The organism is Variovorax sp. CCNWLW235, from assembly GCF_037204085.1.
GTDB lineage: Bacteria > Pseudomonadota > Gammaproteobacteria > Burkholderiales > Burkholderiaceae_C > Variovorax.
In genome coordinates this window covers 200971-216656 of the sequence record NZ_JBBCBW010000008.1, presented here as the reverse complement: position 1 = coordinate 216656, position 15686 = coordinate 200971, and the positions used below count along the sequence as shown (strand labels likewise).

Below are 15686 nucleotides of genomic sequence, written 5' to 3'. Positions count from 1 at the left end.
CCCCCAGATGACCGACACCACCGCACAGACCCAACTGCTTCAACCGCACGACAAGGACCTGGGCGGTGGCTTCAAGGTGCGGCGCCTGCTGCCCGCGGCGCAGCGCCGATCGGTCGGGCCCTTCGTCTTCTTCGACCACTTCGGCCCGGCTACCGAGCAGCCCGGTGCCGAGCACGATGTGCGGCCGCACCCGCATATCGGCCTTTCGACGGTCACCTATCTTTTCGAGGGCGCGATGATGCATCGCGACAGCCTCGGCAGCGTGCAGGAAATTTTGCCCGGCGCCATCAACTGGATGACGGCGGGCCGCGGCATCGTGCACTCCGAACGCAAGCCCGAGCGGCTCAAGGCCGATACCTACGTGAACCATGGCCTGCAGCTTTGGGCGGCCTTGCCGCAGGCGCATGAAGAGGTCGAGCCGAGCTTCGAGCACACGCCGGCCAGCGCCATTCCCGAGCTTGTGGAGCAGGGCGCGCAAGTGCGCGTGCTGGTGGGCGAGGCCTTTGGAAAGCGCTCACCGGTCCAGACGCTGTCGCAGACGCTTTACCTCGACGTCGCGCTGCTCGCTGGCGGCCGCTTCGAATTGCCCGCGCTGGCACAGGAGTTGGCCGTCTATGCCGTCGATGCCGATGCGCGCGTCAACGGCGAGACCATTGCGGCACACACGATGGTTGTGCTGCCAGACGGCCAGGGCGCAGTGCTGAGCGCCGACACAGCGGTGCGTTTGATGGTGATCGGCGGCGAGCCGCTCGATGGCCCGCGCTACATCACCTGGAACTTCGTCTCCAGCCGGCGCGAGCGCATTCTGGAGGCCGGCTCCGACTGGGCCGCCCAGCGCATGGGCCATGTGCCCGGCGAGACCGAATTCATTCCGCTACCGGGCAAGCCCTTCGGCGTGCGCGAGCCGGACGTCGGCACCACGCCGGTCTGACGAGCTCGCAGCGAACAAGGCCCCGCGCCGCGGGGCTCAGTTCTTTCGTTCCAGGTCGGGATCTTCGGCAGCGCGCGCACTCGCATCGGCCGCACGCGCACTGAGGTCGGGTGCCAGCGCGCGCCGGCCGTCGAATACGAAACAGTCGCCGTGATAGTGCGCACCGCCGACTTCTTCGAAATATTTCAGGATGCCGCCTTCGAGCTGCAGCACGTTCTCCACGCCTTCCTCGCGCATCAGGATGGCGGCCTTTTCGCAGCGGATACCGCCGGTGCAGAAGCTCACGACCGTCTTGCCCGCGAATTCGGCGCGGTGGGCTTTCAGTGCGGGCGGGAATTCGGTGAACTTGGTGATGCGCCAGTCGATTGCGCCGTCGAAAGTGCCTTCGTCGACCTCGAAGTCGTTGCGCGTGTCGAGCAGCGCAATCTCGCGGCCGGCGTCGTCATGCCCCTGGTCGAGCCAGCGCTTGAGCGTGTGCGCGTCCACGCCGGGTGCGCGGCCGGCCGCCGGCTGGATGGCGGGATGGTCCATGCGGATGATCTCGCGCTTGAGCTTTACCAGCATGCGGCGGAAGGGCTGCGTGGCCGAGCAGCTTTCCTTGGTTTCGAGGTCTGCAAAGCGCGGATCGGCGCGCAGGCTGGCCACAAAGCTGTGAACGGCGTCGGCTGCGCCCGCCAAGAACAGGTTGATGCCCTCGGGCGCCAGCAGGATGGTGCCCATGAGGCCCAGCGCCTGGGCGCGCCCGCGCAGGTCTTCACGCAGCACGGGGCTGTCGTCGATGGCTACGAACTTGTAGGCCGCAATATTCAAAATCTCTTGCACGGGGCGGAATTGTAGGTGCCGCCGGGCCGCCCCAAGGCACCGAGCCTCCCCCTCGGGGGGTGGCGAAGCACACGAAGTGGCAAGCCGGGGGGCTCAATTTAGGGGATTGCCAACCCACATCGTGGAGTGCCGGTTTCTACAATGGGAGGATGTTTGTTCACCTGCGCCTGCACACCGAGTTTTCCGTCGTCGACGGCACCAACCGAATCGACGAAGTCGTCAAGGCCGCCGCTGCCGACAAGCAGCCCGCGCTGGCCATTACCGACCTGAACAACCTGTTCGGGGCGATCAAGTTCTACAAGCAGGGGCGCAGCAAGGGTGTCAAGCCGGTCATCGGCGCCGAAATTTTCGTCGAGGGGCTGGGCAAGGAGCCCGGCGTGCTTACGCGCATCGTGCTGCTGGTGCAGAACATGGAGGGCTACCTGCACCTTTCCGAGTTGCTGGCGCGCGCCTGGACGCAGAACGTGGGCCGGGGGCAATCCCAAGCCGCCTGCAAGCTCGAGTGGCTCGAAGAACTGCAGGGCGGGCTGATTGCGCTTTCGGGCGCGCAAGCCGGCCCGCTGGGCGCGCCGCTCTTGCAAGGGCAGGAAGAACGCGCCGCCGAATTGGCGCTGCAACTGGCGGGCATGTTCCCGCACCGCTTCTACATCGAACTGCAGCGCGCAGGCCGCCCCGAGGACGAGCCGCATGTGATTGCCGCCGTGAAGCTCGCGGCCCGGCTGCGCCTGCCGGTGGTCGCCACGCACCCCGTGCAGTTTGCCGAACGCCAGGACTACGAGGCGCACGAGGCACGCGTCTGCATCTCGGAAGGTGAAATCCTGGGCAACCCGCGCCGGGTGCGCAAGTTCACCGAGGAGCAGTATTTCAAGTCGAGCGCCGAGATGGAAGCGCTCTTTGCCGACGTGCCGAGCGCACTGGCCAACACGGTCGAGATTGCCAAGCGCTGCAACCTGACGTTGGTGCTCGGCAAGCCGCAGCTGCCCGACTTTCCGACGCCCTTCATCAGTGAAGGCGTGCGCATGCCGATCGACGAGTTCTTCCGCCAGGAGTCGTTCGCGGGACTTGAAGAGCGGCTGGTGCACCTGTATCCAGACCAGGCCAAGCGCGATGCCGAGCGGCCGCGCTATGTGGAGCGGCTGGAGTTCGAGATCAACACCATCTTGAACATGGGGTTCCCGGGCTACTTCCTGATCGTGGGCGACTTCATCAAGTGGGCCAAGAACAACGGCTGTCCGGTGGGGCCGGGCCGGGGCTCGGGCGCGGGCTCGCTGGTGGCCTATGCGCTGAAGATCACCGACCTCGATCCGCTCGAATACAAGCTGCTGTTCGAACGTTTCCTGAACCCCGAACGCGTTTCGATGCCCGACTTCGACATCGACTTCTGCCAGGGCAACCGCGACCGCGTGATCGACTACGTGAAGGACAAGTACGGCCGCGAGGCCGTGAGCCAGATCGCCACCTTCGGAACGATGGCCGCGCGCGCCGCCATTCGCGACGTGGGCCGCGTGCTGGACATGAGCTACATGTTCTGCGACGGCATCAGCAAGCTCATTCCGAACAAGCCGGGCCAGCCGGTCACTATCCAGTACCCGCCCGAGCCGAAGGTGGATGGTGACAAGAACAACTACGCCATCGAGATGGAGCCGCAGCTTGCGGCCCGCATCGAGAAGGAAGAAGAAGTGCGCATGCTGGTGGAGCTTGCGCAAAAGCTCGAAGGCATGACCCGCAACATCGGCATGCACGCGGGCGGCGTGCTGATTGCGCCCGGCAAGCTCACCGATTTTTGCCCGCTGTACCAGCAGCCCGGCAGCGACTCGGCCGTGAGCCAGTACGACAAGGACGACGTGGAGGCCATCGGCCTCGTGAAGTTCGACTTTCTGGGCCTGGCCACGCTCACCATTCTCGAGATTGCGAAAGAGTTCATCGTCAAGCGTCACAAGGGCCAGGAGAACTTCGCGTACGAGAACATCAAGCTGGACGACCGCGAGACCTACAAGCTGTTTTCCGAGGGCAAGACGGAAGCGGTGTTCCAGTTTGAAAGCCGCGGCATGCAGGGCATGCTGAAGGATGCGCGGCCCACGCGCCTTGAAGACCTGATTGCGCTCAACGCGCTGTACCGGCCGGGCCCGATGGACCTGATCCCGAGCTTTGTGGCGCGCAAGCACGGCCGCGAAGAGGTGGAGTACCCGCACCCGGCGGTGGCCGAAATGCTCTCCGAGACCTACGGGATCATGGTCTACCAGGAGCAGGTGATGCAGACCGCGCAGATCCTGGGCGGCTACTCGCTCGGCGGCGCCGACCTGCTGCGCCGCGCCATGGGCAAGAAAAAGCTCGAGGAGATGGCCGAGCACCGCGAGAAATTCCGCGCGGGCGCGCTCAAGACCCACGGCATTCCGCAGGACAAGGCCGACGAGATCTTCGACTTGATGGAGAAGTTCGCGGGCTACGGCTTCAACAAGTCGCACGCCGCCGCGTACTCGCTGCTGGCGTATCACACGGGCTGGCTCAAGGTTCATTACACGGCCGAGTTTTTCTGCGCCAACATGACCGTGGAAATGGACGACACCGACAAGCTCAAGGTGTTGTTCGAAGACGCGCAGAAAAACTTCGGCATTACCTTCGAGCCGCCGGATGTGAACCGCGGCAACTACCGCTTCGAGCCGGTTACCGACAAGGTGATTCGCTACGGCCTGGGTGCCGTCAAGGGCACGGGCCAGCTTGCGGTCGAGGCCATCGTTCGGGCGCGCGAAGAGGGCGGCCCGTTCAAGAGCCTGTTCGATTTTTGCGTGCGCATCGACCGCCAGCGCATCAACAAGCGCACGGTCGAGGCGCTCATCAAGGCCGGCGCGTTCGACGCCATTCAGCAGAACCGCGCTTCGCTCATCGCCTCGGTCGACCGCGCCTTCGAGTTTGCGGTGGCCACCGAAGCCAACGCGGCTCAGGTCGACATCTTCGGCGACAGCGAACACGGCTCGGCCACGCAGGAGCCCGAACTGGTCGACGCCACGCCTTGGGGCGTGAAGGAGCGGCTCACCTACGAGAAGACGGCCGTGGGCTTCTACCTCTCGGGTCATCTGTTCGACGAGGTGTCGCACGAGGTGCGGCGCTTCTGCAAGCGCGAGATCGGCGACCTGATGGACACCCGCGAGCAGCAGGTGATTGCGGGCATCGTGAGCGACTTCCGCGTGATCAATGGCCAGCGCGGTCGTCTGGCGATCTTCAAGCTCGACGACAAGTCGGACTCCATTGACGCGACAGCCGACGAGGCGCTGATCAACGCGAACCGCAACACGCTGAAAGACGATGAGTTGGTGATCGTGAGCGGCCGGCTGCAGCCGGGCCGCGGCGGTTTCGAGGCGCGCTTCCAGGTGCAGCAGGTGTGGGACCTGGCCACGGCGCGCTGCCGCTTCGGCAAATTCCTGCGCGTGGCGGTCAACGGCAAGGCACCGGACATCGCGCGCCTGGTGAAAGACTTTCCGCCACGCACGGAGCAAAGCGAACACGGCGATCTGGTGCAGGGGCTGCCGGTGCGCCTTTCGATGGCGCGGGGCGGTGCGCAGGTCGAACTGCAGCTTGGCGAGCGTGCCAAGTTCTTTCCGACCGATGCCGCGCTGGCAAGCTGGACGGCGCAGGCCGAAGCCGGAAAAGCCTCGGTCGTCTACGAGTGAGATGAACGAGGCGACCGACTGAGCGCCAAGGCGGCCAGGCGCGTGTAGCGCCAGCCCGCCCTTGTTAGCGCTTGGGCCGCAGCGAGACGATCAGCGACGGGAAGATGCGCCCGTCGGAGTCGCGCGGCAGCTTGTCGGTCTTGCGCAGGCCGCGTTCGGCGGCTTCGTCCCAGCTGGGCAGTCCGCTCGACCGGGTCAGCTTGACGCCGACGATGGTGCCGTCGGGCGCCAGATTCACTTCGAACTCGGCGGCAGGATTGCCATTGACCGTTTCCGCATCGGGGAAGGTGATGTTCGGACGAACGGCCGCTGCGATGCGCCCTGCATAGCCGCTCGAAGGCCCCGACGAACGCAGGGCGGTTCCCTTGGAATCGTCGCTGCCGCTCGCGCCCGCAAGGCCCTGCATGCGCTTGAGCGTGGCGGCGCGGTCGGCGGCGGCCTGCTTGGCTGCCGCTTCCTGCTGCTGTTTCTTCGCTTCGGCCTGCTTGGCCTCGGCTTCCTGCTGCTTCTTCTGCTGCTCGGCGAGCTTTTGCTGCTGGGCCTTCTTGCGCTCGGCCTCGTCTTCGGCGCGCTGCTTGGCTTCGAGCTCTTTCTTGCGCTGCTGTTGCTGGCGCTCGAGCTCGCGCTCCTTCTGCTCTTTTTCTTCCTTGAGCTTTTTCTCGCGCTCGAGCGCGATGTCCGGTGCGCGCGGCGGCGGTGCGGGCTCGGGAGCCTTCACCTGGGGTGGTGGCGGCGGCGGCGGGGGGGCCGGCGGCGGCGGTGCGGGAGCGGGCGTGGGCGCTTGCGGTGCGGACAGGCGCGGCGCGGCCTGCTGCACCGTGGAAGACCACAACTCGGCATCGACCGCGCCTTCGTCGGCGTCGCTGCGCCAGCGCACTCCCCACGTCAGCGCCGCGATCAGGAGTGCATGCGCGACCAATGCAAGCAGCACCGCGCGCGGCGTGCCGCGCTGCGGCGGTGGTGCGAACTCGGGGCGATCCAGGGCGAGCGACATGCCTTATTTGCCGCCCGTGGTGGTGACGGACAGGCCCACGCGCTCGATGCCGCTGCGCTTGAGTTGGTTCATCGCCTTCACGACGGTTTCGTACTTGACGGACTTGTCGGCGCTGATGACCACAGGGCGCTGGTCGTCGCCGCCCTGGGCGGTCTTGGCCGCGGAGCCGATCTGGGTCATGGGGATCGACGCGCCGCCGCTGCCGCTGGACGAGTCTTTCTTGATCTGCACTTCGTCATCGCTCTTGATGACGATCTCGATGGGCTTGTCGGGCTGCTTGTTGGCACGGTCGACCGAGGGCAGGTTGATCACGCTCGGCGTGATGAGCGGCGCGGTGACCATGAAGATGATCAGCAGCACCAGCATCACGTCGATGAACGGGACCATGTTGATCTCGTTGATCGTGCGGCGGCCTCGGCCCCGGGATGAAACGGCGGGCATGCGCTGGGCCTCCGTTCAGCGGTTGCCCGGAGTCGCCGAAGCTGCCGTCGCGCTCGCGGCCGGGTGGGCCGACAAGTTGCGCTGCAGGATGTTCGAGAACTCCTCGATGTAGGTCTCGAGCGCGATCGCGATCTTGTCGATCTCGCGCGCGAAGCGGTTGTAGCCCACCACCGCGGGAATGGCGGCGAACAGGCCGATGGCCGTGGCCACCAGTGCCTCGGCAATGCCGGGGGCCACGGTGGCCAGCGTCACCTGCGCGAGCGCGGCCAGACCGGTGAAGGCGTGCATGATCCCCCAGACGGTGCCGAAGAGGCCGACATACGGCGACACCGAGCCCACGGTGGCCAGGAACGACAGGTTCTGTTCGGCCGCATCGAGTTCACGCTGGAAGCTCGCGCGCATGGCGCGGCGGGCGCCGTCGAGCAGCGTGCTGGCATCGCTCACGTGGCGTTCGCGCAGCTTCTGGTATTCGCGCATGCCCGAAGCGAAGATGCGCTCCATGGGGCCGGCGAACTTGGCGTTCTGCGCGGCCGAGGCAAACAGCTCGTTCAGGCTGGTGCCCGACCAGAACTCGCGTTCGAAGTCATCGTTCAGCGCGCGCATGCGGCGCAGCGCAAAGTATTTGCGGATGATCGCGGCCCAGCTGGCAATCGAAACAATCACGAGCAGCAGCACGACCAGTTGGACCACGAAGCTCGCGTGGAGGAGGAGATTGATGATCGAGAGGTCTTGGTTCATGGCTTGAAAGGTTGAGTCATGGAGCCGCCGGAGCGCTCGAGGGTTCCCGAAACTTGGGTCGGTATGCGCGCGGGGCGCAATGTGGTGGCGTCCACCCAGCCGATGCGGATGGTGCCTTCGCACAGAAGGACGGGCGCCGGGGCGCCTGTTCGCTCTTGCTCTGTTTTTGATAGCACCTGCTGACCGATTATCAACGACGCCGTACCCATTTGTCGGAGATCGGCTGTAACCAGCAGTTCGTCGTCGAGACGGGAGGGGCGATGGTATTTGAGCTGCGTTTCGCTCACCACGAACTGGCCGCCGGTTTCCTCGCGCAGCTTTCGCTGCTCCACGCCCAGCGAACGCAGCCATTCGGTGCGCCCGCGTTCCATGAACTTGAGGTAGTTGGCGTAGAACACGATGCCGCCGGCGTCGGTGTCCTCCCAATACACGCGGATCGGAAACGCGTAGCTCATGGGGCCGGGTTCGCGATCATCGCCCGCAGGCGTTCGATGGATTCCTCGAGATGAGCCATCGAGCTGGCGGTGGAAAAGCGCACGAACTTGCCGGTTTCGGCGGTACCGAAATCGCGGCCGGGCGTCAGGGCCACATGGGCGCGCTTCATGGTTTCGAAGGCGAAATCCCAGCTGCCCGAAATGCCGAGCTTCTCGGCCACGCTGGTGCAGTCGGCCCAGGCGTAGAAGGCACCATCGGGCACCACCGGCACGCTGAGGCCCAGCGCATTGAGCTGCGGAATGAACCAGTCGCGTCGCGCCTTGAACTCGGCGCGGCGGCGTTCGTATTCGGCAATGCTCGGATCCTCGAAGCAGGCCAGCGCCGCGTATTGCGATACGGTGCTGGGGCAGATGAAGAGGTTTTGCGCCAGCCGCTCGACCACCGGCACCAGCGCTTCGGGCACCACCAGCCAGCCGAGGCGCCAGCCCGTCATGTTGAAGTACTTGCTGAAGCTGTTGATGCTGATGACGTTGTCGTCGATGGCCAGGGCGGTCTGGCCGAAGGCATCGTCGTATGAGAGGCCGAGGTAGATCTCGTCGATCAGCGTGATGCCGCCGCGCTGCGACACCACGTTGTGGATGCGGCGCAGTTCGTCGGGCGCAATCGAGGTGCCCGTGGGGTTGGAAGGCGAGGCGAGCAGCACGCCGCGCGTCTTGTCGGTCCACGCGGCTTCGACCTTGGCAGCGGTGAGCTGAAAGCGCTCGTCGGCCGTGGTCGGGATCATCACCGCGGTGCCTTCCGCGGCACTCACGAAGTGGCGGTTGCAGGGGTAGCTCGGGTCGGGCAGCAGGATTTCGTCGCCCGATTCGATGAGCGCCAGGCAGGCCAGCTGCAGCGCGGCCGATGCGCCGGCGGTCACCACGATGCGGCGCGCCGGCACGTCGACGCCGAAGCGCTGCGCATACCAGCCGCTGATGCGCTCGCGCAAATGGTCGAGCCCGGTGGCCTGCGTGTACTGCGTGGCGCCGGCACGCACCGCGCGTGCGGCGGCTTCCTGCACCAGCGGCGGTGCGGTGAAGTCGGGCTCGCCGATGTTCAGGAAGATCATCGGCCGATCGGTGTGGGCCAGCTCGCGCGCAAGCACGCCGGCGGCCTTGGCGACTTCCATCACATAGAACGGTTCGATGCGCTGCGCGCGCGCCGAAATTCTCACGTCCTGGCCTTGCCGGAAGTGCGGTCGGCCTCCACCTCGGCCGCGCGCAGTTGCGGCGCCAGGCCGTTGAGCACGGCGTTCACGTACTTGTGGCCGTCGGTGCCACCGAATTCCTTGGCAAGCTCGATGCACTCGTTGAGTACCACGCGCCATGGAACGTCCAGGCAGTGCTGAAACTCGTACACGCCGATCCACATCACGGCATGCTCGATGGGCGAGATCTCTTCGAACTTGCGGTCGAGCAACGGGCGGATCAGCGCGTCGAGCTGCTCCGCGCCTTCGATGGCGCCATGCAGCAGCGCGTCGTAATGTGCGGCGTCGGCCTTGTGGAAGCCCGCGAGGTCGCGCGTGAACTGGTCGATGGCGGCCGCGTCGTTGCGGCCCACCAGGTGCTGGTAGAGCGCCTGCAGCGCAAATTCGCGCGCGCGGCTGCGGTTGGACTTGGCCGAAGCCTTGCGTGCGCCGGTGCTGGTGAGGCCGGTGCGCACTTGCCGCACCGGGCGCGGCTTGGCGCCGGCTGCCTTGTTGTTGTCTTCGGTCATGTCAGGGAGGCCAGCAGCCGCGCCATCTCGACGGCGACCTGGGCTGCGTCGCGGCCCTTGTCGGTCTGCCGGGCGACGGCTTGTTCCAGGTTTTCGGTGGTGAGGATCGCGTTGGCGATGGGAATGCGATGGTCGAGCGCGATGCGGCTCACGCTCGCGCCCGATTCGTTGGCCACCAGTTCGAAGTGGTAGGTTTCTCCGCGGATGATGCAGCCCAGCGCCACGAGCGCGTGGTAGCCGCCGCGCACGGCCATCGCCTGCAGGGCCACGGGCACTTCGAGCGCGCCGGGAACCTGCACATGATGGATGTCGTCTGCCGCCACGCCGAGCTTTTCGAGCTCGGCCAGGCAGGCCGCGGCCAGCGCGTCCGTGATGTCGGCGTTGAAGCGTGCCTGGACGATGCCGATGCGCAGCCCTTTTCCGTCGAGCGGCTTTGCATCCGCTCCCTTGTTTGCATCTTGCATGTCGTGTCAGTCTTTCGTGAGGTAGCCGGCAATTTCGAGGCCGTAGCCCGCAGCCATGCTCGGCATGCGGCGGGGCGTGCCGAGCAGGTTCATCTTGTGCACACCGCATTCGCGCAGGATTTGCGCGCCGATGCCATAGCTGCGCAGGTCCATGCGGCCGCGCTCGGGGGCTTGCGCGGGGCGCGCGGTGCCGTCGAACTGGGCCAGCAGTTCGCCGGCGGTTTCGCCGCAGTTCAGCAGCACGGCCACGCCCTTGCCTTCGTTCGCAATGTGCGCCAGGCTGGCGTCAAGGCTCCACGAGTGCAGCGAGCGGTTGATTTCGAGCGCGTCGAGCACCGAGAGCGGCTCGTGCACGCGCACCGACACCACGTCGTCCGGCGCCCACGTGCCGCGCACCAGCGCAAGGTGCACGCCGCGGCTGGGCTTGTCGGTGAAGGCGTGGGCGGTAAAGCTGCCCCACGCGGTCTGGATTTCGCGGCAGCCGACTTTTTCGACCAGCGATTCGGTGCGGCTGCGGTGCTCGATGAGCGCGGCAATGGTGCCGATCTTCAGACCGTGCTCGGCCGCAAAAATCTGCAGGTCGGGCAGGCGCGCCATGGTGCCGTCTTCGTTCATCACCTCGCAGATCACCGAGGCGGGCGAGCAGCCGGCCATGGCTGCCAAATCGCAGCCGGCTTCGGTATGGCCGGCGCGCATCAGCACGCCGCCGTCCACCGCCTGCAGCGGAAAGATATGGCCCGGCTGCACCAGGTCGCTGGCCACGGCATTGCGCGCCACGGCGGCCTGCACGGTGCGGGCGCGGTCGGCGGCCGAAATACCGGTGGTCACGCCTTCGGCCGCTTCGATCGAAACGGTAAAGGCTGTCGAGTGCTTGGCGCCGTTGCGGGAGACCATGGGCGGCAACTGCAGCCGCTCGCACATTTCGCGCGAGAGCGTGAGGCAGATCAGCCCGCGCGCGTGGCGGGCCATGAAGTTGATTGCCTCGGGCGTGATGTGGTCCGCCGCAATGACGATGTCGCCTTCGTTCTCGCGGTCTTCCTCGTCCACCAGGATCACCATGCGGCCGGCGGCAAGCTCGGCCACGATCTCCTCGACCGGGGAAATCGGCGCGGGTGCCCGCGAGCCGCGAGGCGCACCGATAGGGGTGACGGAGGCGTTCATTCGGCGGTGTCCTTGGAATACGTGGAAGGAGTTGGCACCAGGACGCCGGCCTGGAGCATGCGCTCCACGTAGCGCGCCACGGTATCGATTTCGAGATTGACCTTCGAGCCGGCCTGGAGGCTGCCGAGGGAGGTGTTGTCGACGGTGTGCGGAATCAGGTTGATGCTGATTTCCGCGCCGTCTTCGATGTCGCTCACGCTGTTGACCGTCAGGCTCACGCCGTTGATCGTGATGGAGCCCTTGTAGGCCAGAAAGCGCGCCAGTGCGGGCGGTGCGACCACGCGCAGCTCCCAGCTTTCGCCCACGGGCGCAAAGTGGCTCACCGTGCCGATGCCATCTACATGGCCCGAAACGATGTGCCCGCCCAGCCGGTCGCTGGCGCGCAGCGCCTTCTCAAGGTTGATGCGGGCGCCTTGCTCGGTGAGGCCGGCGGTCTTGTCGAGCGATTCGGCCGAAATGTCGATGGTGAACAGCTGCTGCGCCGGATCGAGGGTGGTCACGGTCATGCAGGCGCCGTTGAGCGCAATGCTGTCACCGAGGCCTACATCGTCGAGATATCCGTCGGGCACCGAAATGCCGAGTCTTTTGCCGTAGGAGGAGGAGGGGCCGAGGTCGTGGATGGCGGCGATGCGCCCCACGCCGGTAATGATTCCGGTGAACATTTGCACATTTTCGCAGATGCGGGGGCCCTCGGCCTTTCCGCGGCGCTTTGGCCGTGCAATCGGCCTCAGCTTGCCCGAGCCGGGCCGCTAGAAGCTGTCGCGCCCACGCACGCGCGAGACGACCCGCAGGTCGGGCCCGAGCATCTGCACAGACTTGAATTCGAGCGCCAGTGCGCCCTCCAGCGTGGTGAGCGGCCCTTCGGCGTGCAGGTGGCTCGCCATGTCGAGGCCGCTGCCGATCAGCTTGGGCGCCAGGTAGACCAGCAATTCGTCGACGCAGCCTTCGCGGATGAGCGAGCCGTTGAGCTTGTGGCCGGCTTCGACGTGCAGTTCGTTGACGCCGCGCGCTGCCAGGTCTTGCAGCATGGCGGCCAGGTCGACCTTGCCGCCTGCATTGGGCAGGCAGGTCACGGTGGCGCCGCGTGCCTCCAGGGCGGCAGCGCGAGCTTCGTCGCGGACAGCCGTGTAAATCCATACGGGGCGGCCTGCTATGAAAACATGAGCGTCAGGCGGGGCCTGCAAATGGCTGTCGACGATCACCAGATGCGGCTGGCGCGGCGTCTCGACCATGCGCACGTCCAGCCGAGGGTTGTCCTCGAGCACCGTGCCGACGCCGGTCAGCACCGCGCTGGCGCGAGCGCGCCATGCGTGGCCGTCGGCGCGGGCGGCCTCGGACGTGATCCATTGGCTGACGCCGTTGGCAAGGCCTGTCTTGCCGTCGAGCGAGGCCGCCACCTTGAGACGCACCCAGGGCAGCTTGCGGACCATGCGGCTGAAGAAACCAATGTTGAGTTCACGCGATTCGGCCGCGCCGGGGCCGGTTTGCACTTCGATGCCAGCTGCCCGAAGGCGGGCGAAACCCTGTCCAGCGACCAGCGGGTTCGGGTCTGCAAGCGATGCCACGACCCTGCCGACGCCGGCCGCGATCAGCGCGTCGCAGCAGGGGCCGGTGCGCCCGTGGTGCGAGCAGGGTTCGAGCGTGACGTAGGCCGTGGCACCCACAACCGAATGGCCTTTGGCCGCAGCGTCGCGCAGTGCCATCACTTCGGCATGCGGTCCGCCGGCTTGCTGCGTATGGCCCTGGCCCAGCACGCGGCCCTCTGCATCGCACAGCACGCAACCCACGCGCGGGTTGGGATCGGTCAGCAACAGCGCATCGGAAGCCAGTCGCAATGCGGTGGCGATGTGCTGCGCGTCTTGTTCGGGGAAAGGCATGGGCTGCGAGAAGAATTATTTAACACCGGGGCCGCTGGATCATACGAGCGGCGGTCAAAAGCGGATGAACGGCAAACGGTCTGCAGAGAGCCGCACCTACGCTCCAGTTTCGATGCAGGAATAAAGAAGCAACCGAAGTTGCAGCACAGGGGAGGACATCGAAAAAATGGCTACATCAAGGCAGGCCGCCACGGGCTTTTCGCTCGTGGAGGTGCTCGTTTCCATCGCGGTGCTGAGCGTCGGCTTGCTCGGCTCCATCGGCATGCTGCTCACGGCTGTGCGCACGGGCAAGGAAGCCGCAACTTTCGCTGCGGCAGTCAACCTCGCTCGCGACCTCTCCGAAAAGGTTCGAATGAACCCGGGCGTCGCGGCAAGGAACGACGCGGCCAATACTTACCTCGTCGTTAACTGGAGCGCGGATGCCGGCACGGGCACCGCCCCGGGAGAATGCGCGGCGGCAGGCGCGGCTTGCGATCCTGAAAGCCTGGCTGCCTGGGACATGAGCGAATGGAAGCGCCGCGTTGCCAAGGCATTGCCTGGTGCCCGCGTCAGCGTGTGCTTCGACGACAACCTTTGGAACGCGTCGGCCGGTGAATACACATGGCCATGCAGCCAGTCAGGCCGCAACGTGGTCGTCAAGCTCGGCTGGGTGCCGCACGTCGATGCCGCGGACGCGAAGCACGACGGCAAGCCGCAGCGGGAGTTGCCGCCTCGACTGGTGATGCAGCTGGTTTCCGGCTAGGGAGCGGCGGGCATGCGAGTTCCTTGTTACCCAAGACGCCGGCGCCAGTGCGGGATGACCTTGGTCGAGCTGATGGTCGCCGCCGCGATCGGCCTGGTGGTGGTGCTGGCCGCCATGGCCACCTTCCTTGGTAGCCGGCAGCTCTTTACCGCCAATGCAGAAGCGCAGGCGGCGGAAGATTCGCTGAGGTTCGCGGCTGCCGTCGTCAGGGGCATCGTGCGGCAAGCCGGCTATTCCGACTACGCACCGGACCGCTTGGGCTCCGACGGCACCGTGGTCATCGGCAGCAGCGCAAACCTGATGGCCTCGCATGACGATCCATCCGACCTGGACATCGTCGGCGCGAGCAATGCTCGGGTCGGTTCCATGGATGAAAGCCACGGCAGCCACAACAGCAGGGGCGTGAACGGGAGCGACTCGCTGCGGGTGCGGTTTTTCGGCCGCAGCCGCGCCGGAGGCGGCGACAGCGAACCCGACGGCACCATGGTCGATTGCATGGGCATTGCCCAAGCTGGGCCTGCGGACGACGTACCGTCGCTCGACGATCGTGCATGGAGCTTCTTCTTCGTGGCGGAAGCCACCGACAAGGAGCCCGAGCTTTATTGCAAGTACCGCAGCGACAAGCAAGGCGCGTTCAGGTCCGAGCCGCTTGCGCGCGGCATCGAGGTATTCAAGGTCGTCTACGCCTACGACGGCAATGGCGACGGCGTGCCTGAACGCTGGCTCGATGCGGTGCAACTGGAGGCGCTGGCGGGCTCCACCGCCGGCATCAACGACGAGTGGCGCAAGGTGGTCGGTCTTCGCATCGGCATGGTTGCGCGCAGCGGCCCTGGCATTGGCGGAGCACGAACGCAGGTTGAGCTTCTCTATCCACTCGGCGCCGACTTTCCTGGCGCGAGCTTCATGCCGCCGGCGGATGGCAGGTTGAGGCGCACCTCCACTTTCACGGTCATGCTGCGCAACGTCATGAAGGAGCCGGCGCCATGAGCCGGAGCGGCCCTTCGCCGCAGCGAGGCTTCTCGTTGATCGTGGTGCTGCTGATGCTGCTCATCGCGATGGTGCTGGGCATCGGTGCGGCGCAGGTCTCGCTGGTCGGCGAGCGAAGCGCACGCAACGACCGCGACACCGAGATCGCGTTCCAGGCCGCCGAAGCGGCGCTGGTCGACGCCGAGCGAGACCTTCTCGGCCCGAACCCAAGCGCGGCGCAGCGACTGTGTGTCTTCAACGGCAAGGATGTCTCGGCCTTTGTTGCGGGATGCGGCGGCACGGGCATTCACCAAGGGTTGTGCGCCCAAGCCGAGGACGGCGCCAACCCGGCCTGGATGACGGCTGACTTCGCAGCCGAAAGCACAACCTCGGTCGCCTACGGCACCTTCACCGCGCAAACCTACGCAACGGCCGGTGCGGCCGCAGGCGCTCGCGGCGGCGCGCTCTCCGCACGCGCTCCGCGCTACATCGTGGAAGCGGTGCGCAACCTCGGCGGGTGGCAGTCCAGCCAGCTCCAAAGCGCAAGCGCGCGAAACGCCTCGCATCTTTTTCGCGTCACGGCCATCGGCTACGGCGTACGAGACGAGACGCAGGTGGTGCTGCAAACCAATTTGTACAAGCCGGCCGCCAGCCCAGGTTGCCCGTCCTGACTTTCCCCTCTTTTGCTGAAA

The 15686-nt window shown here is 66.1% G+C and carries 16 protein-coding genes; 5 read left to right on the top strand and 11 right to left on the bottom strand.

The genetic code is table 11. The features are described 5' to 3' along the window. Window positions 1–7: 7 nt before the first annotated feature. Window positions 8–931 carry a pirin family protein gene (locus V9L21_RS12365; RefSeq protein WP_337312202.1) on the top strand — a complete coding sequence of 308 codons (924 nt, stop codon included), beginning with the start codon at window positions 8–10 and terminating at the stop codon, window positions 929–931. A gap of 36 nt (window positions 932–967) precedes the next feature. Here the strand turns inward: V9L21_RS12365 and V9L21_RS12360 are convergent, their stop codons facing one another. Further along, the gene (locus V9L21_RS12360; RefSeq protein WP_337312200.1) at window positions 968–1753 is read right to left on the bottom strand and encodes a sulfurtransferase; all 786 of its coding nucleotides are present in this window, start codon (window positions 1751–1753) and stop codon (window positions 968–970) included. A gap of 149 nt (window positions 1754–1902) precedes the next feature. Between V9L21_RS12360 and dnaE the strand changes: the two genes are divergently transcribed. Beyond that, a complete protein-coding gene (gene dnaE / locus V9L21_RS12355) occupies window positions 1903–5421 on the top strand; it encodes a DNA polymerase III subunit alpha (RefSeq protein ID WP_337312198.1) in 3519 nt (1172 codons plus the stop codon). Between the two features lie 64 nt (window positions 5422–5485). Here the strand turns inward: dnaE and V9L21_RS12350 are convergent, their stop codons facing one another. The 10 genes from V9L21_RS12350 to ribD form a co-directional block, all read right to left on the bottom strand. Next, window positions 5486–6415 (bottom strand): cell envelope integrity protein TolA, encoded by a 930-nt coding sequence (locus V9L21_RS12350; protein WP_337312196.1) that lies wholly within the window; start codon window positions 6413–6415, stop codon window positions 5486–5488. A 3-nt stretch (window positions 6416–6418) separates the two neighbouring features. Beyond that, window positions 6419–6856, bottom strand: coding sequence for a biopolymer transporter ExbD (locus V9L21_RS12345; protein WP_337312194.1), 438 nt, complete (start codon window positions 6854–6856; stop codon window positions 6419–6421). Between the two features lie 15 nt (window positions 6857–6871). Next, window positions 6872–7594 (bottom strand): protein TolQ, encoded by a 723-nt coding sequence (gene tolQ / locus V9L21_RS12340; RefSeq protein WP_126750007.1) that lies wholly within the window; start codon window positions 7592–7594, stop codon window positions 6872–6874. Continuing rightward, window positions 7591–8049 carry a YbgC/FadM family acyl-CoA thioesterase gene (locus tag V9L21_RS12335; protein WP_157614416.1) on the bottom strand — a complete coding sequence of 153 codons (459 nt, stop codon included), beginning with the start codon at window positions 8047–8049 and terminating at the stop codon, window positions 7591–7593. Before V9L21_RS12335 ends, tolQ begins: the two co-directional genes overlap by 4 nt. Continuing rightward, window positions 8046–9242 (bottom strand): pyridoxal phosphate-dependent aminotransferase, encoded by a 1197-nt coding sequence (locus tag V9L21_RS12330; protein ID WP_337312192.1) that lies wholly within the window; start codon window positions 9240–9242, stop codon window positions 8046–8048. Before V9L21_RS12330 ends, V9L21_RS12335 begins: the two co-directional genes overlap by 4 nt. After that, window positions 9239–9784, bottom strand: a complete 546-nt coding sequence (nusB, locus tag V9L21_RS12325) for a transcription antitermination factor NusB (RefSeq protein WP_337312190.1) — start codon at window positions 9782–9784, stop codon at window positions 9239–9241. Before nusB ends, V9L21_RS12330 begins: the two co-directional genes overlap by 4 nt. Next, window positions 9781–10248, bottom strand: coding sequence for a 6,7-dimethyl-8-ribityllumazine synthase (gene ribH, locus V9L21_RS12320; protein WP_337312188.1), 468 nt, complete (start codon window positions 10246–10248; stop codon window positions 9781–9783). Before ribH ends, nusB begins: the two co-directional genes overlap by 4 nt. Before the next feature lie 6 nt (window positions 10249–10254). Continuing rightward, on the bottom strand, window positions 10255–11409 hold the full coding sequence (gene ribBA / locus V9L21_RS12315) for a bifunctional 3,4-dihydroxy-2-butanone-4-phosphate synthase/GTP cyclohydrolase II (protein WP_337312185.1): 1155 nt from the start codon (window positions 11407–11409) through the stop codon (window positions 10255–10257). Further along, the gene (locus tag V9L21_RS12310; protein ID WP_337312183.1) at window positions 11406–12071 is read right to left on the bottom strand and encodes a riboflavin synthase; all 666 of its coding nucleotides are present in this window, start codon (window positions 12069–12071) and stop codon (window positions 11406–11408) included. Before V9L21_RS12310 ends, ribBA begins: the two co-directional genes overlap by 4 nt. Before the next feature lie 87 nt (window positions 12072–12158). Beyond that, entirely contained in the window at window positions 12159–13286 is a 1128-nt protein-coding gene (ribD, locus tag V9L21_RS12305; protein WP_337312181.1) for a bifunctional diaminohydroxyphosphoribosylaminopyrimidine deaminase/5-amino-6-(5-phosphoribosylamino)uracil reductase RibD, read from the bottom strand. Window positions 13287–13452: 166 nt separating this feature from the next. Between ribD and pilV the strand changes: the two genes are divergently transcribed. Genes pilV through V9L21_RS12290 form a run of 3 tightly spaced genes read left to right on the top strand, consistent with a single transcriptional unit; the run spans window position 13453 to window position 15665 of the window. Next, window positions 13453–14028: a type IV pilus modification protein PilV gene (pilV, locus tag V9L21_RS12300; RefSeq protein ID WP_337312179.1), complete on the top strand. Its 576-nt coding sequence runs from the start codon at window positions 13453–13455 to the stop codon at window positions 14026–14028. 12 nt (window positions 14029–14040) lie between these two features. Further along, a complete protein-coding gene (locus V9L21_RS12295) occupies window positions 14041–15015 on the top strand; it encodes a PilW family protein (RefSeq protein WP_337312177.1) in 975 nt (324 codons plus the stop codon). After that, the gene (locus V9L21_RS12290; protein ID WP_337312175.1) at window positions 15012–15665 is read left to right on the top strand and encodes a pilus assembly PilX family protein; all 654 of its coding nucleotides are present in this window, start codon (window positions 15012–15014) and stop codon (window positions 15663–15665) included. Before V9L21_RS12295 ends, V9L21_RS12290 begins: the two co-directional genes overlap by 4 nt. Window positions 15666–15686: the final 21 nt, after the last annotated feature.